The sequence below is a fragment of the Vibrio sp. ABH4_348 genome (assembly GCF_056159765.1).
Map to the genome: position 1 here is coordinate 2,420,230 of NZ_JBSWVW010000001.1, position 22,450 is coordinate 2,442,679.

General features: G+C 45.2%; 20 protein-coding genes and 1 pseudogene. 4 read left to right on the forward strand and 17 right to left on the reverse strand.

Annotation, left to right across the window (positions count from 1 at the left end):
- Positions 1-187: 187 nt before the first annotated feature.
- The 3 genes and pseudogenes from mazG to rlmD form a co-directional block, all read right to left on the reverse strand.
- Positions 188-1,003 carry a nucleoside triphosphate pyrophosphohydrolase gene (gene mazG / locus ACXAFJ_RS11045; protein WP_475323417.1) on the reverse strand — a complete coding sequence of 272 codons (816 nt, stop codon included), beginning with the start codon at positions 1,001-1,003 and terminating at the stop codon, positions 188-190.
- A gap of 330 nt (positions 1,004-1,333) precedes the next feature.
- Positions 1,334-3,553 carry a GTP diphosphokinase gene (gene relA / locus ACXAFJ_RS11050; protein WP_475323418.1) on the reverse strand — a complete coding sequence of 740 codons (2,220 nt, stop codon included), beginning with the start codon at positions 3,551-3,553 and terminating at the stop codon, positions 1,334-1,336.
- Positions 3,554-3,638: 85 nt separating this feature from the next.
- Positions 3,639-4,963: pseudogene (rlmD, locus tag ACXAFJ_RS11055) on the reverse strand (23S rRNA (uracil(1939)-C(5))-methyltransferase RlmD).
- Positions 4,964-5,150: 187 nt separating this feature from the next.
- On the opposite strand from rlmD, the gene barA reads away from it, so the two are divergent.
- Positions 5,151-7,937: a two-component sensor histidine kinase BarA gene (barA, locus tag ACXAFJ_RS11060; protein WP_475323420.1), complete on the forward strand. Its 2,787-nt coding sequence runs from the start codon at positions 5,151-5,153 to the stop codon at positions 7,935-7,937.
- 72 nt (positions 7,938-8,009) lie between these two features.
- On the opposite strand, the gene acpS is transcribed toward barA, so the two are convergent.
- The 12 genes from acpS to rpoE form a co-directional block, all read right to left on the reverse strand.
- A complete protein-coding gene (acpS, locus tag ACXAFJ_RS11065; protein WP_475323421.1) occupies positions 8,010-8,390 on the reverse strand; it encodes a holo-ACP synthase in 381 nt (126 codons plus the stop codon).
- Positions 8,391-8,392: 2 nt separating this feature from the next.
- Entirely contained in the window at positions 8,393-9,124 is a 732-nt protein-coding gene (pdxJ, locus tag ACXAFJ_RS11070) for a pyridoxine 5'-phosphate synthase (RefSeq protein ID WP_475323423.1), read from the reverse strand.
- Complete coding sequence (recO, locus tag ACXAFJ_RS11075; RefSeq protein ID WP_475323424.1) at positions 9,121-9,849, reverse strand: DNA repair protein RecO; 729 nt, start codon at positions 9,847-9,849, stop codon at positions 9,121-9,123. Before recO ends, pdxJ begins: the two co-directional genes overlap by 4 nt.
- Positions 9,850-9,865: 16 nt before the next feature.
- Positions 9,866-10,300 (reverse strand): hypothetical protein, encoded by a 435-nt coding sequence (locus tag ACXAFJ_RS11080; RefSeq protein ID WP_475323425.1) that lies wholly within the window; start codon positions 10,298-10,300, stop codon positions 9,866-9,868.
- Positions 10,301-10,382: 82 nt separating this feature from the next.
- Positions 10,383-11,345: a GTPase Era gene (gene era, locus ACXAFJ_RS11085; protein WP_475323427.1), complete on the reverse strand. Its 963-nt coding sequence runs from the start codon at positions 11,343-11,345 to the stop codon at positions 10,383-10,385.
- The gene (gene rnc / locus ACXAFJ_RS11090) at positions 11,335-12,015 is read right to left on the reverse strand and encodes a ribonuclease III (protein WP_475323428.1); all 681 of its coding nucleotides are present in this window, start codon (positions 12,013-12,015) and stop codon (positions 11,335-11,337) included. Before rnc ends, era begins: the two co-directional genes overlap by 11 nt.
- Positions 12,016-12,034: 19 nt before the next feature.
- Positions 12,035-12,946: a signal peptidase I gene (gene lepB / locus ACXAFJ_RS11095; RefSeq protein WP_475323430.1), complete on the reverse strand. Its 912-nt coding sequence runs from the start codon at positions 12,944-12,946 to the stop codon at positions 12,035-12,037.
- A gap of 95 nt (positions 12,947-13,041) precedes the next feature.
- Positions 13,042-14,835 (reverse strand): translation elongation factor 4, encoded by a 1,794-nt coding sequence (gene lepA / locus ACXAFJ_RS11100; protein WP_475323431.1) that lies wholly within the window; start codon positions 14,833-14,835, stop codon positions 13,042-13,044.
- 102 nt (positions 14,836-14,937) lie between these two features.
- Positions 14,938-15,408, reverse strand: a complete 471-nt coding sequence (locus ACXAFJ_RS11105) for a SoxR reducing system RseC family protein (protein WP_475323433.1) — start codon at positions 15,406-15,408, stop codon at positions 14,938-14,940.
- Positions 15,405-16,364, reverse strand: a complete 960-nt coding sequence (rseB, locus tag ACXAFJ_RS11110; protein ID WP_475323434.1) for a sigma-E factor regulatory protein RseB — start codon at positions 16,362-16,364, stop codon at positions 15,405-15,407. The genes ACXAFJ_RS11105 and rseB overlap by 4 nt, the downstream gene beginning before the upstream one ends.
- Positions 16,361-16,969, reverse strand: a complete 609-nt coding sequence (locus ACXAFJ_RS11115) for an RseA family anti-sigma factor (RefSeq protein ID WP_475323436.1) — start codon at positions 16,967-16,969, stop codon at positions 16,361-16,363. Before ACXAFJ_RS11115 ends, rseB begins: the two co-directional genes overlap by 4 nt.
- A gap of 25 nt (positions 16,970-16,994) precedes the next feature.
- Positions 16,995-17,573, reverse strand: a complete 579-nt coding sequence (rpoE, locus tag ACXAFJ_RS11120) for an RNA polymerase sigma factor RpoE (RefSeq protein WP_475323437.1) — start codon at positions 17,571-17,573, stop codon at positions 16,995-16,997.
- Between the two features lie 478 nt (positions 17,574-18,051).
- Here rpoE and nadB point away from each other — a divergent pair, with 478 nt between their 5' ends.
- Positions 18,052-19,662 carry an L-aspartate oxidase gene (gene nadB, locus ACXAFJ_RS11125; protein ID WP_475323438.1) on the forward strand — a complete coding sequence of 537 codons (1,611 nt, stop codon included), beginning with the start codon at positions 18,052-18,054 and terminating at the stop codon, positions 19,660-19,662.
- Between the two features lie 86 nt (positions 19,663-19,748).
- Here the strand turns inward: nadB and ACXAFJ_RS11130 are convergent, their stop codons facing one another.
- Both ACXAFJ_RS11130 and ACXAFJ_RS11135 read right to left on the reverse strand, forming a co-directional pair.
- A complete protein-coding gene (locus ACXAFJ_RS11130; RefSeq protein ID WP_475323439.1) occupies positions 19,749-20,030 on the reverse strand; it encodes a hypothetical protein in 282 nt (93 codons plus the stop codon).
- A 106-nt stretch (positions 20,031-20,136) separates the two neighbouring features.
- A complete protein-coding gene (locus ACXAFJ_RS11135) occupies positions 20,137-20,397 on the reverse strand; it encodes an FAD assembly factor SdhE (RefSeq protein ID WP_475323441.1) in 261 nt (86 codons plus the stop codon).
- Positions 20,398-20,577: 180 nt separating this feature from the next.
- Here ACXAFJ_RS11135 and ygfZ point away from each other — a divergent pair, with 180 nt between their 5' ends.
- Positions 20,578-21,540: a tRNA-modifying protein YgfZ gene (gene ygfZ, locus ACXAFJ_RS11140; protein WP_475323442.1), complete on the forward strand. Its 963-nt coding sequence runs from the start codon at positions 20,578-20,580 to the stop codon at positions 21,538-21,540.
- Positions 21,533-22,006, forward strand: coding sequence for an aminoacyl-tRNA deacylase (locus ACXAFJ_RS11145; protein ID WP_475323444.1), 474 nt, complete (start codon positions 21,533-21,535; stop codon positions 22,004-22,006). The genes ygfZ and ACXAFJ_RS11145 overlap by 8 nt, the downstream gene beginning before the upstream one ends.
- Positions 22,007-22,450 lie beyond the last annotated feature (444 nt).

Sequence of the window (22,450 nt, forward strand, 5' to 3'; positions counted from 1 at the left end):
CTATTTCCGCCACAACGTGAAATGTATCACACTGACTGTGCCTATTTCTTGCTTCAAATCAAACTGAGAAACGTGATCAAGCTCATTCGATTGGCCACTTTTGTCAGTTTCGCCCCAAACTGCAACACTTTAGCTAAACGCAAACGTTTGCCAATGAAATTACGTGCTACATGAAGCCTTTAGTACACTATTTCACACTTTTTTGATTTTTTTTCACTTGTTCCCAGATTTCATCCAGTTGCTCTAAAGAGCAATCGGACAGAACTTTCCCTTGCGCAGATACCGTTTTTTCTACCTGTTGAAAGCGAGAAACAAACTTTCGATTCGCTTTGGCTAACGCAACTTCCGGATCCGTATCTAGATGTCTAGATAAGTTAACGGTAGCGAACAGCAAATCACCGATTTCTAACTCCAATGCAGAGTGGTCTATCTCTACCTGCATCGCCTCATCCAGCACTTCATCAATTTCTTCGCGAACTTTCTCCACTACTGGCCCCAAAGTTTGCCAGTCAAATCCGTACTTGGCGCATTTCTTTTGGATTTTTCTAGCACGCGAAAGCGCTGGCAGCGACTTCGGTATTGAGTCTAGAATACTTTGAGATGCTTTTCCTGATGTTGGGTTTTTGTCCGCTTTTTCTTGCTGTTTGATTTGTTCCCAGTTTTGCTCAACTTGCTCAGCCGTATCGGCGTCTACATCACCAAAAACGTGTGGATGCCGTCTGACCAGTTTTTCACTGACCTCATCCACCACTTCTTTAAAATTGAAAAGCCCTTTTTCACTGGCAAGCTGACTGTAAAAAATCACCTGAAACAACAAATCCCCAAGCTCTTCTTTTAAATTCGGCCAATCCTGTGCATGGATGGCATCAACCACTTCATAGGTCTCTTCAATGGTGTGAGGAACAATACTTTCAAAATCTTGTTCGATGTCCCAAGGGCAGCCAGTTTTTGGATCACGAAGCGCTGCCATGATTTTTTCTAGTTTATCCGTTGGGTGAGACATTGCTGATATTCCTCTTTTCACAAAAAAGACGAAGCCAATGGCTTCGTCTTCAAACAATATACCCAAGTAACCTCAAGGTGCGAGTTTCAGCGAGAGTTAACTGGCCTTAAGACAAGGCATCGATTTGAAGTTATAGTCATTCTACATCGAAAATCGATAACGCAGTATGAAGGTCAGTTAAACTCGCCCCTGGGAGCTCATATTCTGTCCCACTTCTTCGTCAAAGAACTTGGAAAGGACTTGTCATTCCACTGCGTTCTCTTCCTTGAATTGAACCAGAATATGTAGCTCTGAATCCTGCACTTTGAGGTCACTTGGGTATAGGTATTTTTAACCTAATCGTTTAACTAACATGACATCGCGAATCTGTTCAATTCGGCTGAGAATTCGATTCAGTACTTCGGTGTTGTTCACCTCAAGCTCGAAGTCCATCACCGACATTTGCCGCTTGTAATCAACTCGATTTTTCATGCCTGCTACCTTGATTTTCTCGTTAGCAAACAAGGTCGTAATATCTTTGAGCAGACCACCGCGTTCCAACGCTTCGATTCGAACCGTTAAAATGTAAGTGCCAACAAACCCAGTTCCCCAAACCGTATCTATGATGCGCTCAGGAGCGTGATGTCTTAACTCATCGAGCTGCTCACAATCGTCTCTGTGTACCGAGATACCCCGTCCTTGGGTAATGTAACCACAAATTGAGTCGCCGGGTATTGGTTGGCAACATCTCGCAAGGTGTGTCATCAGGTTATCAACCCCTTCCACAACTACAGCATCCTTTTTAGGACGACTTTGTACTTGGGGTCGCTGTTCGCGTTCTTGCAGTTTTTCCAGTGCCTGCAGATCTTCTTCTTCCGCGGTTGGCTTGTTCACCAAGGCATCAATGTGATTGATGATTTGATTGATCCGCAAATCGCCGCTGCCAATTCCAACAAACAGTTCATCACTTGAATTGACGTTAAAACGCTGCAATGAATATTGCTCAGCGTCTTTCATGGTGGCGCCGATTTTTTTGAGCTCCGCCTCAAGTATGTCGCGACCGGCTTCCAAGTTCTTTTCGCGACTTTGTTTTCTAAACCATGCGTTAATTTTGGCACGGGCGCGACTTGAATGCACAAACCCAGTACTCGGATTTAACCAATCTCGAGACGGATTCGCTTCTTTGGCAGTGATGATTTCGACTTGGTCACCCATATGCAATTTATGAGTAAAAGGCACGATTCGGCCCGCGACTTTTGCGCCAATACAGCGATGACCAACTTCTGAGTGAATGTGGTAAGCGAAATCCAATGGAGTCGCGCCCATTGGTAAGTCAACTACGTCACCTTTCGGGGTAAAGGCATAAACGCGGTCATCAAAGACCTGACTGCGTAGCTCGTCCAACATTTCACCCGAATCGGACATCTCTTCTTGCCAGTCAAGAAGTTTGCGCAGCCATGTGATTTTCTCATCGTAACCGCTGCGACCGCTGCTCCCCTCTTTGTATTTCCAGTGAGCCGCGACCCCCAACTCAGATTCTTCATGCATCTGCTTAGTGCGAATCTGGATCTCGATGGTTTTGCCCTCTGGCCCGAGAATAACGGTGTGAATCGACTGATAACCGTTAGGTTTTGGGTTGGCAACATAATCGTCAAACTCATCTGGCAGATGACGGAATTTGGTATGCACAACGCCTAGCGCGGCATAACAATCTTGCAATCTGTCGGCGATAATACGCACTGCGCGAACATCAAACAGTTCATCAAATGCCAGCCCTTTTTTCTGCATTTTCCGCCAGATACTGTAGATATGTTTAGGGCGTCCGGTAACTTCTGCTCGGATACCAGACTCTTGCATTTCCGACGTTAGGTCTTCAACAAAGTCGTGAATGTATTGCTCTCGTACGATGCGTCGCTCAGACAATTGTTTTGCAATTTGCTTATAGGTATCAGGTTGTTTGTAGCGGAAGGCGTAGTCTTCAATTTCCCACTTTAACTGACCAATTCCAAGACGATTGGCTAGCGGCGCGTAAATATTGGCACATTCTTTCGCGGCAGCTCGACGCACTTCATCAGGTGCCTTTTTCACTTCGATCAAGTTTGCAATACGTTCAGCGAGTTTGATAACCACGCATCTAAAATCGTCAACCATGGCCAACAGCATGCGACGAACATTATCGACTTGAGCCGATTGTGCCCCACCTTGCAGATTGACATTTAACTGACCAATCGCCGCCATTTCTTCAACGCCATCAATTAGCTTGATGATTTCTTTGCTGTAATTTTCTTCGAGTGTTTCTCTATCAATGACTTGCTGAGAAACCAAAGGAAAAAGTTGAGCGGCGACGAGTGTCGCTTTGTCCATCGATAGTGTGACCAAGATTTCAATCATCTCTCGGCCACGCCATAAGAATAGAACGGCGTCTTCATGGTCAGCAAGATAGTCTTCGCACTGTCTATACGTTTTGATCAGAGCGTTCGAGATTTTCGGAGCTTGATTTAAACTCGCCACCCATGGCTCTAATTCAAATGTTTCATCTTGCTTTAAATGCGCACTTCTAACCGCAACCATAATAACCTGCCATACCTTCGCTACTGCATTGCTTGATTTACACGTTTACTTTATCGAACGTTTTTGAGCTTTGTTCAGCTCATTGTTATTTTTTGATAAACAATGCAATAGATTCTAAATGTGCGGTATGTGGGAACATGTCCAACATACCCAATTCTTTTAACACGAACCCTTGCTGTATCAGCGCTTCGCTGTCACGAGCCAAGGTAGCTGGATTGCAAGACACATACACGACTCGCTCTGCTCCCAATCCACCTAATTGTTCCACCACGCCGTTCGCGCCAGCTCTTGCAGGATCGAGTAACACCTTATCAAATGGTAATTTAGCCCATTGGAATGTTTTTAATCCCTGTTGCAAATCAGCCTGATAAAATTCGACGTTATCTAGTCCATTGTAACGTGCATTGTGTTGCGCTTGTAGAACCATTTCTTCCACGCCCTCAACACCTATAACCTGCTTAACTTTACTGGCGATAGGTAAACTAAAATTGCCTAAGCCACAAAACAAATCGAGTACGCGATCTTGAGGTTGAATGTCTAGCCATTGCATGGCTCGAGACACCATTTTTTCATTGATTTCGCGATTAACTTGAATGAAATGATTAGGCTTGAATTCAAGCTTATAGTTCAACTCATCGTAGTAAGGTTCACCTCCGTGCAAATGCACTAAGGTGCCAGACTCAGGGCTCGAAAAGAGACTAAGATCATGCTCCGCAGCAAAGCTAACTAACGCCTTGTTCTGTTTATTTGTCAGTGCATCAAGGTGGCGCAAGACCGCAACGCGCTGCGTTGCGTTGCGCCGCGCACCAACTCGATGTGCCCTAGTCGCTGTGGCTTATCGAACACCTCCAACAACTTACGCAACGGCGAAAATAGCTCGGCTAGACTGGCGTCTAGCACTGGGCATTCTTGAATATCGACAATATCTTTGCTGGCTTTCTGACGAAACCCCATTTCTAACAATCGTGATTTTTTGTTCCAACGCAGACTTAACCGAGCACGACGTCGATAACTGATTCCTTCCGCAACAATCGCTGGCGTTACAGAAACGCGGTCTGAACCGACCTTGTGCATTAACTGCTGTAGTGAATGATTTTTGCTTTCTCGTTGTTTATCCAAATCCAGATGTTGCATAGAACAACCACCACAAGACTGATAATGACGACAAAACGGTTCTACTCTGTCTTTGCTAGAGCTCAGTAACTTGGTTTGGCGCCCGCGTATAGTCTTGGATTTTTGTTCTAGTGGCTGTACTACGACTTGCTCGCCCGGTAAGGCTCCCTCAACAAAGACGGTTTTACCCTGGTAATAGCCGATGCCGTGTCCGTGGTGATCCAACTTTTCGATTGAAAGAGGAAAATGAGCCCTGCTTTGAGGTTGCTTTTTGGAAGGTTGGAAAAACTGCGCCATAAAAAATCCAGTGTGATTCGTAGAAGGGTTCACTATTCCCCTGCTCTAACATTGTCTGTGCCGTTTGAGTTGATTATGCTTGTTGTCTTAACGGCGAGATTCTTGCCATCGATAGCAGCAAATATTAAATCTATCGATATCAACTTTCGCTATTTTCCCACATCCCTAACCCGATGTTTAGATAATAATGACCCGATACGGCTTACGCGCTCGAGTAATCACCCTAACCTTAGCACCTACGTTAATTATAGGTTTGCTTCTCAGTGCCTTTTTTTCGTTTAATCGCTATTACGATTTAGAATCTCAAGTCGTCAATACCGGATTGAGTATCGTTGAACCTTTAGCGATCGCCAGTGAAAACGGATTGTTAACCAACAGCCGAGAGTCAGTCAGACGCATTATCAGCTACGCTCATCGAAAAAATTCCAAGCTGGTACGTAGCATAGCGGTATTTGATGTTGACCATGAATTGTTTGTCACCTCCAATTTCCACCCTAATTTCGAAGCGCTGAAGTACGCCACTCATCTAGAAATCCCACTCGTTGTTCAATCTCAACTAGATGGCAACACGTTAATCCTCAGAGCTCCGGTTTTGGCGGAATCAGGTCTCATCCCTGCGCCAAAAGGACAAATGAGCCAGCAGGTACTTGGCTATATTTCCATTGAGATGGACTTATCTTCACTGAGATTACAGCAATACCAAGAAGTCTTTTCTGCCATTCTAGTACTTCTTTCTGGTTTAGGGTTGTCGGCGATTTTTGCTTTCCGGCTGATGCATGATGTCACTCGCCCAATCACCCATATGAAAAACATGGTGGACCGGATTCGTCGCGGTCACTTAGATGTGCGAATCGAAGGCAAAATGCATGGCGAATTGGATTCGCTTAAAAAAGGCATCAACGCCATGGCGGTGTCGCTGTCGGAATACCATGTCGAGATGCAGCACAGTATTGATCAGGCGACCTCAGATCTACGTGAAACGCTAGAACAGTTGGAGATTCAAAACGTCGAACTGGATATTGCAAAAAAACGTGCCCAAGAAGCTGCTCGTGTTAAGTCTGAGTTTCTTGCCAATATGTCACACGAGTTGCGAACACCACTAAATGGGGTTATTGGCTTTACTCGACAAATGCTGAAAACCCAACTAACAAAAAGCCAGACCGACTACCTTCAAACCATTGAAAAGTCAGCCAATAACCTACTTAGCATCATCAATGACATTCTGGACTTTTCTAAACTCGAAGCTGGAAAACTGGCGCTGGAGAACATTCCATTTGAGTTGCAAGAAACGCTTGAAGAAGTCGTAAATCTGCAGGCCACCAGTGCTCATGAAAAAGGTCTGGAAATCACGTTAAAAGTGGATTCAAGAATTCCAGTTGGCTTGATAGGTGATCCACTGCGAATTCAGCAGGTTTTGACTAACCTAGTCGGTAACTCGATCAAGTTTACTGAGCGCGGCAACATCGATGTCAGCGTGGAGCTTCGCAACCAAGATAACAACAGTGTTGAGCTGCAATTTAGAGTGAAAGATACAGGTATCGGTATTTCGGAACGTCAGCAAGCGCAACTGTTCCAGGCCTTTAGCCAAGCCGATGCCAGTATCTCTCGTCGCTATGGCGGCACAGGATTGGGGCTGGTCATCACTCAGAAAATTGTTAGTCAAATGGGCGGAGAAATTAAACTCACCAGTAGGCTGCACAAAGGCTCAACTTTTTGGTTCACTTTGCACCTCAACACTACGGATATGCCAGTTAACGATTTGCTGGATGGACAAATACTTCAGCAACGTACGATTTTGCTGGTTGAACCAAATATGCAATCGGCATCTGTCACCCAGCAGCTTTTGGTACAAGAAGGGCTGTCTGTTACCTATCGCTCCACCCTGCCAGAAAACCTCGAACGGTTTGACTATGTGTTATTGAATTTGGCCGCAGGTCGAGAGCATACCAAGCAGCAAGTTGAAAGCTGGGTGGAACGAGCACTCGAATGTGCTCCTCATGTCGTCGTCGGCACTCCAAGCACTGCGTTGGCTTTGAGTGACCACTTGATACAAAAATACCCCATCCACTGTATTACCAAACCACTATCACGTCGTAAACTATTGCAGACGTTAATTGCTAACCAAGAAAACCTGCCTTTAGTTGAGCTATTATCCGAGCAACCAAACCGCTTGCCGCTAACTGTATTGGCCGTTGACGATAACCCCGCCAACTTAAAATTGATCAGCGCCCTCCTGCAAGAGCGTGTTGAAAGTGTTATTACCTGCACCAATGGCGAAGATGCCGTCAAGCAAGCTGAACTCACCGCCTTTGATATCATATTTATGGATATTCAAATGCCACAAATGGATGGTGTCAGTGCGTGTCAGCTCATCAAAAAATTAGACAAAAACGCTAATACTCCCGTCGTGGCAGTGACAGCACATGCAATGAGTGGTGAAAGAGATCGCTTACTGACCGCAGGTATGGATGATTACCTCACTAAACCAATTGAAGAGCACATACTCCAGCAGGTATTGATGCATTGGGGGCCACACACTACAGACCAAGAGTTAGGTAAACTGCAAATTGTGCATCAGCCCGAGCCGCACGCGTCGCTGTCTACTCAGCCCAGCAGCGATAAAATCATAGATTGGGATTTAGCGTTGAGGCAATCGGCGAACAAGCAAGATTTGGCCGTTGATATGCTGGCCATGTTAGTCGACTTTATCCCTCAGGTTGCCGAAGTTGTTGAGCAAGCCGTTGAAACGGAAACTGTCGATAAAGAAGAGCTTACCCAGTTGGTTCATAAGCTACACGGCAGTAGCTCCTATAGTGGTGTTCCCAGATTAAAAGCCGTGTGTTCAACTTTAGAACAAGCTTTGCGAAGTGGCGCAGACATTTCAGACGTTGAACCTGAACTGTTTGAATTGCAAGATGAGATGGAAAAAGTAGTCACCGATGCAACTCGGTTTTTACAAGAACTACAAAGCTAACAAGTGTTAGTAGTTTGATGACTTCCAAAAAGTAAAAAGCTCGCCAAGGCGAGCTTTTTTCAATAAGACGCTTTAGCTCTCGATAATCACCACAGCCATCGCGTAATGACGTTCATCAGAGATTGAGATATGAATGGCATTGGCGCCCATTTGCGCAGCCAACTGACTAGCTTTTCCTGACAAAGCCAATATTGGTTTGCCGAGAGGGTCATTCGACACGGTAAAATCTTGGAATGAGACACCTTTGGCAATGCCTGTTCCCAATGCCTTTGAAGCGGCTTCTTTTGCTGCAAAACGTTTAGCTAAAAATCGTGCCTGCTGCTTAGTATTTACAAATACTTCTAACTCCGTTGGAGACAAAATACGCTTGGCAAACGCTTCTCCAGATCGAGCAAGAGCTTTTTCCACTCGCTCGATTTCCGCGATATCCGTCCCCAAACCAAGTACAGCCATTATTAAGCCCGTGCTGCGTTCATTGCCGCTTTCATGTCCGCTACGGCCATGTGCAATCCATCAAACGCCGCACGACCGATGATCGAATGACCAATGTTCAGCTCGTAAATTTCTGGAATAGCCGCAATAGGACCAACGTTGTGGTATGTCAGACCATGACCGGCATTAACCGTGATGCCAATATCCGCCGCATAGCTTGCACCCGCAGCGATTTTTTTCAGCTCAGCTTGACGCTCTTCTTCGGTTTCAGCATCTGCATAATGGCCGGTATGCAGCTCAATAAATGGCGCTCCACATGCTTTTGCCGCATCTATCTGCTCGCGATCTGCATCGATAAACAAAGATACTTTGATTCCCGCTGCGGACAGTTGTTGTGTTGCCGCTTTAACCTTTTCGAGCTGACCAACCACATCCAACCCACCTTCGGTTGTGAGCTCTTCACGCTTTTCCGGAACGAGGCAAACGTATTCAGGTGATGTCTCGAGCGCAATCGCAACCATCTCATCGGTCACTGCCATTTCAAGGTTCATACGAGTCTGAATGGTTTCTTTTAGAAGTCGAACATCGCGATCTTTGATGTGACGTCGATCCTCACGAAGGTGGACCGTAATACCATCCGCGCCAGCTCGCTCGGCGATCTCTGCCGCGTGAACAGGATCTGGATATTTGGTTCCGCGCGCGTTGCGTAGTGTCGCAATATGATCGATGTTAACACCTAAGTAAATTGAGCTCATTCTTCCTTACTCCGTGATTGGGAACGACTAACTTGGTTAGCAAACAGTTCCCGACTTTTTAATGGTTTACCGCCAAGATAAGGCTTTAATGCAATACGTGTAAAGCGCTTGGCGGCTTTCAATTGTTCTGGTGAGGTAAATCGACGTTCACTTATCGCGATCAATTCATGGCCATAGAAGGTCAAGTTATCTTTGCGTACTGACGCAATAAACCCCTTTTGCTCTCTATATCGATACGTCATACCCGGTTCAACAGGTTCACCCGTTCCGGCGCAATGAATAAAGTCCACCCCATAACCCATGGCCGACAGTAGGGCCAGCTCAAAGCGTCGTAGTGCAGGTTCAGGGTTTTCATTTTGAGCCAGCTCAGTGAGTGCCAATAGATAGTCGTGAAACAGTCCAGGAGCAGCCACCTCGGGTGCCAGCACTCTTGCCAAGAGTTCGTTGACGTACATGGCGGAAAACAGGTTAATCCCAGTTAAAGGCAATCCAAGGCTGACCGCTTCGGCTTGTCGCAACGTTTTTAAGCTACCTTTACCTGACCATTTCATTAGAAGTGGTGTAAAAGGTTGTAACGCCCCTTTTAGATTAGAGCGCTTGCTACGCGCTCCCTTTGATAACAAGCTAATACGGCCGTGTTCTTCGCAAAACACATCCAAAATTAAACTTGATTCACTGTAGGGACGGCGATGTAACACAAATCCGCGTTGCAAGCCTTCTATCAAGGTTTCACTCCTCGGGCTAGAATACGTTTTCTTTAAACCAGCCCCATATTCCTAGCGAGAAACCAGGAAAAAGATCAATACCAGCAGCAGATTTTACTAAATACAAACACAGTAGACCGAGCAAAGTGCTAAAGGTAAGAAATCCGGTCATAAACAAGGTTTGAATCAACAAGCCTAACTGGCGCTCTCGGCGACTGAGTTCTCGGCGGTTTCGGCCTGCAAGAAACACATAGTAATAACGGTATCGAAAAAACTTAACCGTACTTCTTAAATCAATGGCATGGCTACCCCAACTGCGAGCACCAACCGCTACTTTGAGATGAGCAAGTTGCTCTTCAGTGAAGCTTTCTTGCACCTCTTTGGGCATTCGAGAAAGTAAAGTCTGCAGTGCCGCGTCTTTTCTTAGTTGCTCAGCTGCGAGTATTTGCTGGTCAGCGATAGGGAGTTCCACACCAATTCAATCCTTTGCATAAACAAAGAGAGAGTTTAACCTCTCTCTACAATTGCGAAAATCTGTTTTGTACAATCCGTTATCACAAATCGTCAATATAGCCCAATGAGCGAAGGGCACGTTCATCATCGGCCCAACCCGACTTCACTTTTACCCAAGTCTCTAGGTAAACCTTACGACCAAACAGTTCTTCCATATCCAATCGAGCTTCGCGACCAATGGTTTTGATTTTTTCTCCACCTTTGCCGATGACCATTTTCTTTTGACCCGAACGCTCAACCAAGATTAACGCATTAATATGGAAGCCATCTGTATCAGGGTTGTAGTCAAACCGCTCCACTTCAACCGTGACCGAATACGGTAATTCTTCACCGGTAAATCGCATCAGTTTTTCACGAACAATTTCCGATGCCATAAAGCGCTGAGAGCGGTCAGTGACGTATTCTTCAGGAAAATGGTGTTCCGCTTTTGGTAAATACTCACGCACGTGCTTGCGCAGCACATCAATATTTTTACCTTGCTTGGCAGAAATCGGCACAACATCGACAAAGTCCATTTTCTTCGACACTTCCGCCATATGAAGCATCACTTCATTGCGATCTTTCACGTTGTCGACTTTGTTGACGCACAATACAACCGGGAAGTTCGACTTTTGAAGCTTAGTCAGCACCATTTCGTCATCACGAGTCCAGTGCGTTCCATCAACCAAAAAGAACACCAAGTTAACATCGGATAGTGAAGAATTGGCAGCGCGATTCATCAAACGGTTAATGGCACGCTTCTCTTCAATATGAAGGCCAGGGGTATCAACATAGATAGCCTGATAGTCACCTTCTGTATCGACACCCATAATGCGGTGGCGCGTAGTCTGCGGTTTACGCGATGTAATCGAGATTTTCTGTCCTAGAATGCGGTTAAGTAACGTCGACTTACCGACATTAGGACGACCAACAATAGCAATAAAGCCACAGTGCTGGTTCTCTGGCGAGCTAGACTCACCACCTGATGCAAAATATGCATCGATATCAAATTCGTTATCCGACATTATTCAACTGCTCTAATGCGCTTTCCGCAGCCGCTTGTTCTGCCTTGCGGCGGCTGGTACCTAATCCAATGACAGGTTTTCCAATTCCTGCCACTTCACAAGACACGGTAAACTCTTGGTTATGTGCCTCACCCTTAATATTAGTCACTGTGTAGACTGGGAGAGGTTTTCTTCGGCCTTGTAGATGTTCTTGCAATCGAGTTTTGGGATCTTTTTGTGACACTCCAGGTTTGATTGCGTCTAAGCGAGATTGATACCAGTTAAGAATAATTTGGCGTACTTCTTCGATATCACTATCGATATATATTGCACCAATTATCGCTTCAACCGCATCGGCCAAGATGGATTCTCGACGGAAACCGCCGCTTTTCAATTCACCTGGACCCAATTTTAAGTGATCTCCAAGTTGGAACTCGCGCCCCAACTCTGCCAACGTATTCCCACGAACGAGTGTCGCTCGCATACGGCTCATGTCACCTTCATTAACCTTGGGAAAACGATTGTAAAGATCGTCTGCTATGACAAAACTTAAAATTGAATCGCCCAGAAACTCCAAACGTTCATTATGCTTGCCGTTGGCGCTGCGGTGTGTCAGCGCCAAATCAATCAGTTCTGCATTTTTAAACTGATAACCAAGCTTAACTTCTAATCGTGCTATGGGAGAATTCATGCTCTCTTTCACTTTTTAATTAACTAATGCCACCGATGCGGTTAAATCGCACCCCAGTTGGCACCCATTTTGGCAACACGCTGTCCGCGCCTCGCTCAAATTCAAAACTAATCCAAATCGCAACCGCTTTACCAACTAGATTTTCTTTAGGAACAAAACCCCAGACTCGGCTGTCAGTGCTGTTATCGCGATTATCACCCATCACGAAGTAATGATCGGCGGGTACCGTCCATTGATACACTTCGCGTCCCGCTTTACGATTTTTGTAGTAACGTGTCGTCATATCCGCAACATTATTTGTCGCAAGGATCTGATAGGAGATATCGTCGTAACTTTCCGTTGCTTGAGCAACGCCATAGCCATGTTGAATGAAATCGGTCTCAACAATGTCTGAATATTCCATTGGTTGACATTGTGTCTCCGTGGCTCGTTGCACACACAGGTGCTTGTCTAAACGGTTGTATAAAACCTTGTCACCCGGTACGCCAATAACACGTTTTATGTAATCGGTTTTGTTATCTACTGGCACCTTAAAAACAACAATATCACCACGCTCAGGATCGCCCGTTTCCAGCAGTTGGCTACGCCAAACTGGGTCTTTCAATCCGTAGGCGTATTTCTCCACTAGAATGAAATCACCAACTAATAATGTAGGCATCATAGATCCCGATGGAATCTGAAACGGTTCATACACGAAAGAACGAAGGATCAACACCAAGCTAATCACAGGGAAAATCGATACGCTGTTTTCTACCCACCAAGGCTGCTCAGTGACTTTGGCTGCCGCTGCCGAATCCAGACCATTGGTTTTGCTTTCAACATCAGTCAGCTTTTGTTGACGCTCCTTGCCCCAAACTAGCTTTTCCAATAGCCAAACCACCCCAGTTACCAAGGTGATTACAACCAAAATCAGCGAGAATGTATTAGCCATCGACTTTCCTTTCTTTAAAAACACGAAAGTGAAAGCGTCAGAATTGATGTCTCAATTCGACCCTTTCACTCAAATTTGCCTTATTTTAATGGGGCTTAATCTTTACCCACATGAAGAATGGCCAAGAACGCTTCTTGAGGCAGTTCAACGTTACCGATCTGCTTCATGCGTTTTTTACCTTCTTTCTGCTTCTTCAAAAGCTTCTTCTTACGGCTGACGTCACCGCCGTAACACTTAGCAATTACGTTTTTGCGCAGCTGTTTCACTGTTGAACGAGCAATGATGTGGTTACCAATTGCCGCTTGAATCGCGATATCAAACATTTGGCGAGGTATGAATTCTTTCATTTTCTCTACCAATTGACGACCACGAGTCTGTGATTGATCTTTATGAGTAATCATCGCCAGTGCATCAACGCGATCACCGTTCAGCATCACATCGACACGTACCATGTCAGACGCTTCAAAACGCTGGAAGTTGTAATCAAGCGATGCATAGCCACGAGAGGTAGACTTCAAGCGGTCAAAGAAATCCAGAACGACTTCTGCCATCGGAATGTCATAAGTGACGGCAACTTGGTTACCATGGTAAACCATATCTACTTGGACACCGCGCTTTTCGACACATAGGGTAATCACGTTACCGAGATAATCAGACGGGACCAAAATATTACAACGAGCGATCGGCTCACGAATCTCATTGATATCGTTAATCGCTGGCAATTTAGCTGGTGAGTCAACAAACAACGTCGTGCCGTCGGTTTTCTCAACTTCATAAACTACAGTTGGCGCCGTTGTAATTAGGTCGAGGTCGTATTCACGCTCTAGACGTTCTTGAATAATCTCCATGTGGAGCATACCCAAGAAACCACAGCGGAAACCAAATCCTAGTGCTGCTGAGTTCTCTGGTTCATAAAAAAGCGACGCATCATTAAGACTTAACTTAGCCAATGCATCACGGAAGCTTTCATAATCGTCAGATGATACTGGGAACAGTCCAGCGTAAACCTGTGGCTTCACTTTCTTAAAGCCAGGTAGCGGTGTTTCACTACCGTGTTTCGCCAAGGTTAGCGTATCGCCTACCGGCGCACCAAGAATGTCTTTAATACCACAGACTACCCAGCCTACTTCACCAGTGTTCAGCTCTGTTGTATCAATTTGTTTCGGAGTGAATATCCCTAGTCGGTCTACACCCCAAACTTGACCCGTGCTCATTACCTTGATCTTGTCGTTTTTCTTCAGTACACCATTTTTGATGCGCACAAGAGAAACAACGCCTAAGTAATTGTCAAACCATGAATCAATAATCAGTGCTTGTAAAGGTGCTTCTGGATCGCCTTCCGGTGCAGGAATAGCCGATACTATGTTCTCTAATACGGCGTCAATACCTAAACCAGTTTTAGCCGAGCAACGAGTCGCTTCAAGCGCATCAATGCCAACAATCTCTTCAATTTCTTCCGATACGCGCTCAGGATCAGCCGCTGGCAAATCAATCTTGTTAAGAATTGGAACCACTTCCAAATCCATTTCGATTGCCGTGTAACAGTTCGCAAGAGTTTGAGCTTCTACACCTTGACCTGCATCCACCACCAAAAGTGCGCCTTCACAGGCTGCCAGCGAACGCGATACTTCATAAGAAAAGTCAACGTGTCCGGGTGTGTCGATGAAGTTAAGCTGGTAAGTTTCACCATCTTGAGCTTTGTAATCCAAGGTTACGCTTTGCGCTTTGATTGTAATACCGCGCTCGCGTTCAAGATCCATTGAGTCTAGAACTTGTTGTTCCATCTCTCGGTCTGACAAACCACCACATTCTTGAATCAAACGGTCAGAAAGCGTTGATTTACCATGGTCAATGTGGGCAATGATGGAAAAGTTACGAATGTGCTTCATAAATCGGTGTAAAATAATACTCGTTGAACGATTTTCAACCGGAAATGTACCTATCCCGGCGCGTAAGTTGGCAGATTCTACCCAATTTAGCGCGCCAACGCACTAGGTAATTGGATTGCCCAACACTCTGAGAATAGTAACTTGCTGAGTAGAATCGGTTTCCATAGGTTTGGCGATTTTTTTAGCCCAGGCAATGCCAATGCCTAGACCTAGTAAGCTGGTCGCTATGATACTACCTTCACCACCACCCAAAAGCGGGCTTAGCAATTGCTGGCCAATTAGGGCACCAACAATCAGAAGTGCCAACGGCAGTATGTAAACCAGCAACGCAGACTGCAATATCCGCTGCTCTGAGATGCCCAGCTCAACCAAATCTCCAGTTTTGATCGGCAGCCTAGTTCGCAGTGTCCAGCGCAATACTTTGTTACCTAGCGCTTTAGACACTACGCCCGTTCCGCAACTCTTTTGGCTTTGACATGAATTACAACTGGTCTGCTGCTCACAGGAAAGCTGAACTTCAAATTCATCTCCCGAACTGCGAACTTCAGACACAGTTGCCATCGCGGTCATCATTGTGTTTTTACCACTTGTAGTTTCACTGATTTGGCAATGCGTTCTGCCGTTTCTGGTGGAATATCCCCTACTACGGAAATCTCCCGTTGACCGTTCACATAACTGTGTAGTGTTTTTCGTCCCTGACGAACAGACTGACCTTTCACTGAGTGCTGATCTTTTGCGGCAACGTAAACTGAGAAGTTGAATAAACCGTCAGTAAACATCTGTGTTTCTACCGATTTTTCGCTAACTGCCAGGCGGTATTGACTACTGTCTCGCGCGGAAAAACCTTCTGGGGTCCAAGTGACTTGCCATGCTTTATCTTTTACTTCTGGCTTGGGAAGCGTCATCACCTCCGGCAAACGAACCGTAATCAATCCGGCCATATGCTGAGCTAAACGATCATCTACACGCAAAGATACAGTGCGGTATTGTTCGAGTAGTTCACCATCCCGATCTAAAAGATCTGCTCGAAGTGGTAGCTTCGACTGCTCGTCAATCCAAAGTACGTATGAATATCGCAACCCGTCTTTGGGTACCACTCTCACAACTTGGCTTGGAATTCCAGCTTCGCGGCCTCTTCCAACACGAACAAAATCGTACTGCTCACTCAATTGAGCGATGTTGGAACGCAGCAATGGAATTGTCGGTGCCACCATTTTGTTCGATTGAATTGTATATGGCTCATCACCCGGTTCGATATAACTCACTTGATTGTCGCGACGAATCACTTCTCGCACCGGGCCACTCAGATACACCAGATGAGCGAGATTGGTTTCTTGATGAGTGGCATGACGATATATCAGTGGTTCAATACTGCTTTTTTGAATTTGAACGTAAGACAGTTCGTAATTTAGGGTTTGGCTGGCTTCGCGCATTTGATGTAATAAAGCCTCTGCTGAAGGTTCTTCAGCAAAGGCTTTATTGGCATTCAAACTGAACAGTACCAGTGCACCGATCAGGATTTTTTTCATTCAACTACCGTTTCTAACGTCTCTGTAGCTTGCTCTAGATTATCGCTCTTGAGTCTAAGTTGAAGATCGTAATCTTGCAAGAGTGCGTGAATTCTTCGACGCTGTTCTTGAATATCGACTTCGCTTTGCTGTGGCGCTATCGCTTGTTGCGTTAAACTCACGGGTTCAACACTTCCATTAAGAGCCACTGTTGGGAAAACAGGTAACTGAGACTCGGTTTGTGAATCAGTGCCGGCTGTTTGTTGAACACCAAGTATCACGACAAGTGACACACACGCAGCTACACCTACTTGACCCAAATTAGTTAACCAACTCGGCAGCAAAGTGCGCGCTCGCTCAGGCGTCGGTTGCGACTCTATCATTGGTGTCACAACCTCAACAGGTTTAGGTTGTCCGTGTACTGGCTCATCTTCCAAAGCAAGCGCTACTCGACTTGCAATATCCCAATTGGTGCTTTGAGGTTCTTCACCTCGCATAACATCACCAATAAGATGGAAGTTTTTCCAAGATTCTTGACTTGATTGATCGCGCTCCAATTCTGCAATTAGTGCGTTATCGATCACTTCTCCATCCATGAGTGCTGATAACTTTTCTCTGTCAGCCATTCGTCTCACCATTATTATTACCAGTTTAGCGTTGCAAAAGAGGTTGAATCTTCTTTTCCACCGCTTCGCGGGCACGGAAGATACGAGAACGTACTGTACCTACCGGGCAATCCATGATTTCTGCAATATCTTCGTAGCTCAAACCATCAAGTTCTCGTAACGTCATTGCAGTTTTTAAATCATCGGGCAATGCTTCTATCGCTTTAAAAACGACTCGTTTCAATTCCTTGGACAACGTTAAGTTCTCAGGGTTCGAAATTTCTTTTAACGCACTGCCAGTTTCATAATATTCAGCGTCTTCAGCATCCACATCACTCGCGGGAGGACGTCTTCCCTGTGCAACGATGTGGTTCTTTGCCGTGTTCACAGCAATTCGATATAGCCAAGTGTAAAAAGCACTCTCTCCGCGAAAACTAGGAATCGCTCGGTAGGCTTTTATAAAGGCTTCTTGTGCGACATCTGGCACATCACCTGGATTGTTGATGTAGCGAGAAATCAAATTACACACTTTGTTTTGGTAACGCACAACAAGCAAATTAAACGCTTGCTTATCTCCGCTCTGAACACGCTCAATCAATACTTGATCAGTCAATTGCTCGCTCATTCGAGCACTCACTCCTGTTGTTATCGCTCTTTCTGTTAAGAGTTAAGCGTTTATCTTCATTTACTGCAGTATTGATACCACCGCTAACATGAGCACTATTGTGACCAAGCCAAACAGAGAAAGTTCAATTTGAAGTAAAAAGTTTTTAATTATTGTACCCAAAGTGACATAAGTCACTTAGTTGCATTGAGATCAAACTCGGCTTTCCGGTTGATTCTGTCGAGTAAACAGAAGAAAAGCAACGTGATAAACCGAGAATTGAATTTTTGAGAGTGGTATCATTCACTTGTTTCAAGCCAGACTTGAACAAAGAGCAATGACACCAGCGTATAAGCAAACAATGTCTTTGTGGAACCAAGCTTAACCTAGCTCACCACACATTCATTGAATTAACTATCCTAAACAGGCGCTGAACCGGGAGAGTAGCAAACTAGCCTTTGGCTACTCGAATCTGTGATTGTCAGGAAAACGAATTGAAATGAACAACCAGTCAGAACACCTATGTGACGTCCTAGTAATTGGCAGTGGCGCTGCCGGACTGTCTCTCGCGTTGCGCCTAGCAGAAACATGCAAAGTGATTGTGCTTAGTAAAGGGCCACGAAATGAAGGTGCTACCTTGTATGCTCAAGGTGGAATCGCAGCAGTCTTTGATGAGTCTGACAGTGTCGATTCTCACGTTGAAGATACCTTGATTGCCGGTGGTGGGATTTGCGACGAAGATTCGGTTCGTTTTATTGCTCAAAATGCTAAAAAGTGTGTGCAGTGGCTAATTGATGGTGGCGTGCCTTTTGATACGGTTGATGACAACAGCGAAGGCGAAACCAAGTACCACCTTACTCGTGAAGGTGGACACAGCCATCGCCGCATACTCCATGCGGCTGACGCCACGGGCGCGGCGATGCAAAACTCACTACAAGACAACGTGCATCAACACCCTAATATTCAGGTACTAGAACGTCACAATGCACTGGATTTAATCACTGAAGATAAAATCGGTGGTGACAAACAAAAGGTTGTAGGTGCGTATATTTGGAACCGAAACGCAGAACACGTTGAAACGGTTCGCGCTAAGTTTGTTGTTCTTGCCACAGGTGGTGCTTCAAAAGTCTACCAATACACTTCTAATCCGGACGTATCCTCTGGCGATGGCATTGCCATGGCGTGGCGTGCAGGGTGTCGAGTTGCCAACCTCGAATTCAACCAATTTCACCCAACCTGTTTATATCACCCAGAAGCGCGTAACTTCTTACTTACTGAAGCGCTGCGTGGCGAGGGCGCAATTTTAAAACGCCCTGATGGTACGCGCTTTATGCCTGACTTTGACGAACGTGCAGAACTTGCGCCTCGTGATGTGGTCGCACGTGCCATTGACTTCGAAATGAAGCGTCTGGGTGCCGATTGCATGTATCTCGATATCAGCCACAAACCGGCGGAATTTATCGAGAAACACTTCCCAACCATTCACGCTCGTTTGTTAGAACTCGGTATTGATATGACCAAAGAGCCGATGCCAGTGGTTCCCGCTGCGCATTACACCTGTGGTGGTGTTATTGTTGATCAAACTGGGCAAACAGATCTGAAACAGCTGTATGCCATTGGTGAAGTCAGCTACACCGGTCTGCATGGCGCCAATCGTATGGCGAGTAACTCTTTGCTCGAATGTGTAGTTTATGCATGGGCTGCCGCGCAAGATATTTTGAAGAATATTGAAACCGCAACCTATCCAGAGTCTTTACCTCAATGGGATGAAAGCCAAGTATCCTGCTCGGACGAAGAAGTTGTTATCCAACACAACTGGCATGAGCTACGTTTGTTTATGTGGGATTACATGGGTATTGTTCGCACTGATAAGCGATTAGAGCGGGCGTTACGTCGAATTCAGTTACTGCAGCAAGAAACGCATGAGTACTACAGTAACTTCCGAGTTTCGAATAACTTGCTCGAACTGCGTAACTTGTTACAAGTCGCGGAATTGATGGTGCGCTGCGCAATGCAACGGAAAGAAAGCCGAGGGCTACATTATACGTTGGATTACCCTGACGCCAGTGAAATCAGTGGGCCAACGATCTTAGTTCCTGAGCAGCACTAGATATTCAACAAAAGAGCAATACTTTGAGTGACCATTTAATCCTCAATGGGTATTGCTCTGATATCTACTTATTCATGGGCTTTCGATTACGTGGAGCTACCCTCTTTAGTCGAGACCGTTAAAGTTTTTAATGTTGTTATGACCCGTCGATAATCATTTTCTAAAACACTATCTCGCCACAATAAAACACCGCCACGCTGTTTCAGCCGTATCCAAACAAACCAGTTTTGGAAAAGAAAGTTAACATCGAGTATTTGGAAGGACTGCTGGTCAATCCGCAGTGTGCTATTGCTCTGGTCGACTTGCCCAATCACTGGAACAACAAACCAAGATTTAGGTTTAAGCAGTAATACGATAAGTACCAACACTGTAGTAACAAGCCAATGTTGGCTAAAAAGGAAAACAGCAACTAATAGCAACGTCGTAACAACATTATCTACCTGTCGCTGTTTTTTGGAGGGTAATGCCGTAAAACTAACGGACCTTGCTGAGGTTGTGAGCTGCAATTTTGTCTACCATAGACGCGTGTGCCAAATTCTCACTTCGGCCATGCCCCATAATCCAAGTAAACAGATCGGGATCTGCGCATTCCAATAAGGAAACAAAGTCTTGTTGTTCAGACTCCGATAGCTCGTCAAAACACTCTTCAAAGAAAGGCATGATGACGACATCGAGTTCTAACATTCCACGTCGACAGCCCCATTTAATTCGAGCTTTTTCTTCTGGCGTATACATTCTAAAGCCTCAAGATTACCAAGATTTCGCGCGAGTTTATCAATTCCGTTCAACGGTCTCTAGCGGCTGAATCACAACTCCAACGGCAAATGATGGATTAACGGAGAAAACAAAGGGTTGTTTATCTAGTACTCTCACGATTAACATTGGCTCATTAGCTTGAAACGTCAGGAAACACACATGAACTGGAAAACCCTTTTTACAAGCGTACCCGGTCAGCTCGAGGCAACACCGGCCGACCTAACCATTAGTTATTTGGACAATTGGTCTGTTATCGAAGCCAGCGGTGCCGATCGAAAATCCTTTCTGCAAGGTCAAATCACGTGCGATCTAATTTCACTTAAACAAGATGAGATTACGTTTGGTGCGCACTGCGATGCAAAAGGCAAAGTTTGGTCGGTTTTTCGAGTGTTCGAACACCAAGAAAAGATCTACATGGTGCAACCTGAATCGGCAATTGAAAAAGAACTCACAGAGCTGAAAAAGTACGCCATTTTTTCAAAGATTGAACTAAGCAAAACGGAAAAGCATGCGTTTGCCATCATGGGCACAAATGCCAACATTTTTGTCGATTCACTGAGTGAAGATTCATCCTCTATTCGCAATCTAGAGAGTGGAGTTGCGGTTAAACTGGACGAGAATGTGTGGTTGCTATTCGTTGATGAGCAAGGTGCCAATTCATTGTCAAATACTACAAATGCGACATTGGCTGACTCATCTTGGTGGACACAATACGAAATTCTAAAAGGCCACCCCATTGTCGAAGCGCACCAACAAATTGAACACATCCCTCAAGCGATGAATGTGCAAGCGATCAATGGTATTAGCTTTACCAAAGGTTGCTATACCGGCCAAGAAACCATTGCTCGCGCGAAATACCGTGGTGCCAACCGCAGGGAACTAGCCATTTTGAAAGGCAAAATAGCCCCTGAAACCGATACGATTGAAATCGAACGCAGTGTTGGAGATAACTGGCGTAGTGCCTCAGTTGCATTGACTTCGGTTAGATACCCAGACAATTCAGCGGTTGCCACTTTTGTCCTTCCAAACAACTTAGATGACGATGTGCGTTTCCGTCTTGCTGGTCAAGATGAATTAACCTGGACGAAACTTCCCTTGCCTTACTCTTTAGAAGATGAGTAATCAGCTTGTAACCAGTGTGACTAAAGTGCTCGATAAGTTCGATGTAGCTTATCGAGTTCTGTGGCAATCCATTCCAACTCGTACCATAGAAGATACCGCTCAAGCTCGTGGTATTGCACCCCATACCATGGTGAAGTCGATCTTACTTAGGGATATGGGCAACCAGTATGTGCTCGCGTGTGTTCCGGGTGATCGGCAGGTAGATCCTAAAAAAGTTAGAGAAGTTCTGGGTTTACGTCGAACGACATGTGTCAGCTTTGATGCCGTTGAAACGATTTGCGGCTATACGCCGGGGTTGGTCAACCCAATCGATTTGCCATCTTCGATTGCAATAATCTTTCATCAAGAATTGGTTCAGTTGCCGTTAATAACCATCAGTAGCGGCCATCCTCTCGCGGGTTTAGCTCTTACTCCACCAGACTTATTTTCAGTGATTTCTGCGACCACCGCCAACATTTGCAAGTAAATTTTAATGCAAATTTAAAGAATAAATAGTCATTTTGTATTTTCTACTATATGATACTCCGTGTTGATTCGAAAACTGTGTGGGTTTTCTGAATCACATCAGATGTGGAATCATTATCCGCATCCTTTGTGTAATGCATCTGTGACTATTGGCCCGAGTGATCGGGCTTCTTTTTTTCCCCGTGATCCTGACTGCGTTAGGTTTTCTCGCTGAATTTAGTCAAGCGTGCCAGCCACTGAAAAACACCGTTACACTTGGTCACATCAATCAAACTTGATATTTGTGAATTTCAGCTATTCTTTAAACTGTTATAAAAAAGAACTAAATCGCCTAGGCTTGAGGAACTTTTTTGTTCCATCGGCGGTCTAGTATTGAGAGTGCCATCACAGAGATATTCGGACCAACTGGTGTTTCTGCACACAGCAACACAGTTCTAAATTTCTA

Bases quoted from the DNA above. Each gene is read 5' to 3' on its own strand.
- mazG (WP_475323417.1), bottom strand. From the start codon at position 1,003: ATGTCTCACCCAACGGATAAACTAGAAAAAATCATGGCAGCGCTTCGT.
- relA (WP_475323418.1), bottom strand. From the start codon at position 3,553: ATGGTTGCGGTTAGAAGTGCGCATTTAAAGCAAGATGAAACATTTGAA.
- barA (WP_475323420.1), top strand. From the start codon at position 5,151: ATGACCCGATACGGCTTACGCGCTCGAGTAATCACCCTAACCTTAGCA.
- acpS (WP_475323421.1), bottom strand. From the start codon at position 8,390: ATGGCTGTACTTGGTTTGGGGACGGATATCGCGGAAATCGAGCGAGTG.
- pdxJ (WP_475323423.1), bottom strand. From the start codon at position 9,124: ATGAGCTCAATTTACTTAGGTGTTAACATCGATCATATTGCGACACTA.
- era (WP_475323427.1), bottom strand. From the start codon at position 11,345: ATGTCGGATAACGAATTTGATATCGATGCATATTTTGCATCAGGTGGT.
- rnc (WP_475323428.1), bottom strand. From the start codon at position 12,015: ATGAATTCTCCCATAGCACGATTAGAAGTTAAGCTTGGTTATCAGTTT.
- lepB (WP_475323430.1), bottom strand. From the start codon at position 12,946: ATGGCTAATACATTCTCGCTGATTTTGGTTGTAATCACCTTGGTAACT.
- lepA (WP_475323431.1), bottom strand. From the start codon at position 14,835: ATGAAGCACATTCGTAACTTTTCCATCATTGCCCACATTGACCATGGT.
- ACXAFJ_RS11105 (WP_475323433.1), bottom strand. From the start codon at position 15,408: ATGATGACCGCGATGGCAACTGTGTCTGAAGTTCGCAGTTCGGGAGAT.
- rseB (WP_475323434.1), bottom strand. From the start codon at position 16,364: ATGAAAAAAATCCTGATCGGTGCACTGGTACTGTTCAGTTTGAATGCC.
- ACXAFJ_RS11115 (WP_475323436.1), bottom strand. From the start codon at position 16,969: ATGGCTGACAGAGAAAAGTTATCAGCACTCATGGATGGAGAAGTGATC.
- rpoE (WP_475323437.1), bottom strand. From the start codon at position 17,573: ATGAGCGAGCAATTGACTGATCAAGTATTGATTGAGCGTGTTCAGAGC.
- nadB (WP_475323438.1), top strand. From the start codon at position 18,052: ATGAACAACCAGTCAGAACACCTATGTGACGTCCTAGTAATTGGCAGT.
- ACXAFJ_RS11135 (WP_475323441.1), bottom strand. From the start codon at position 20,397: ATGTATACGCCAGAAGAAAAAGCTCGAATTAAATGGGGCTGTCGACGT.
- ygfZ (WP_475323442.1), top strand. From the start codon at position 20,578: ATGAACTGGAAAACCCTTTTTACAAGCGTACCCGGTCAGCTCGAGGCA.
- ACXAFJ_RS11145 (WP_475323444.1), top strand. From the start codon at position 21,533: ATGAGTAATCAGCTTGTAACCAGTGTGACTAAAGTGCTCGATAAGTTC.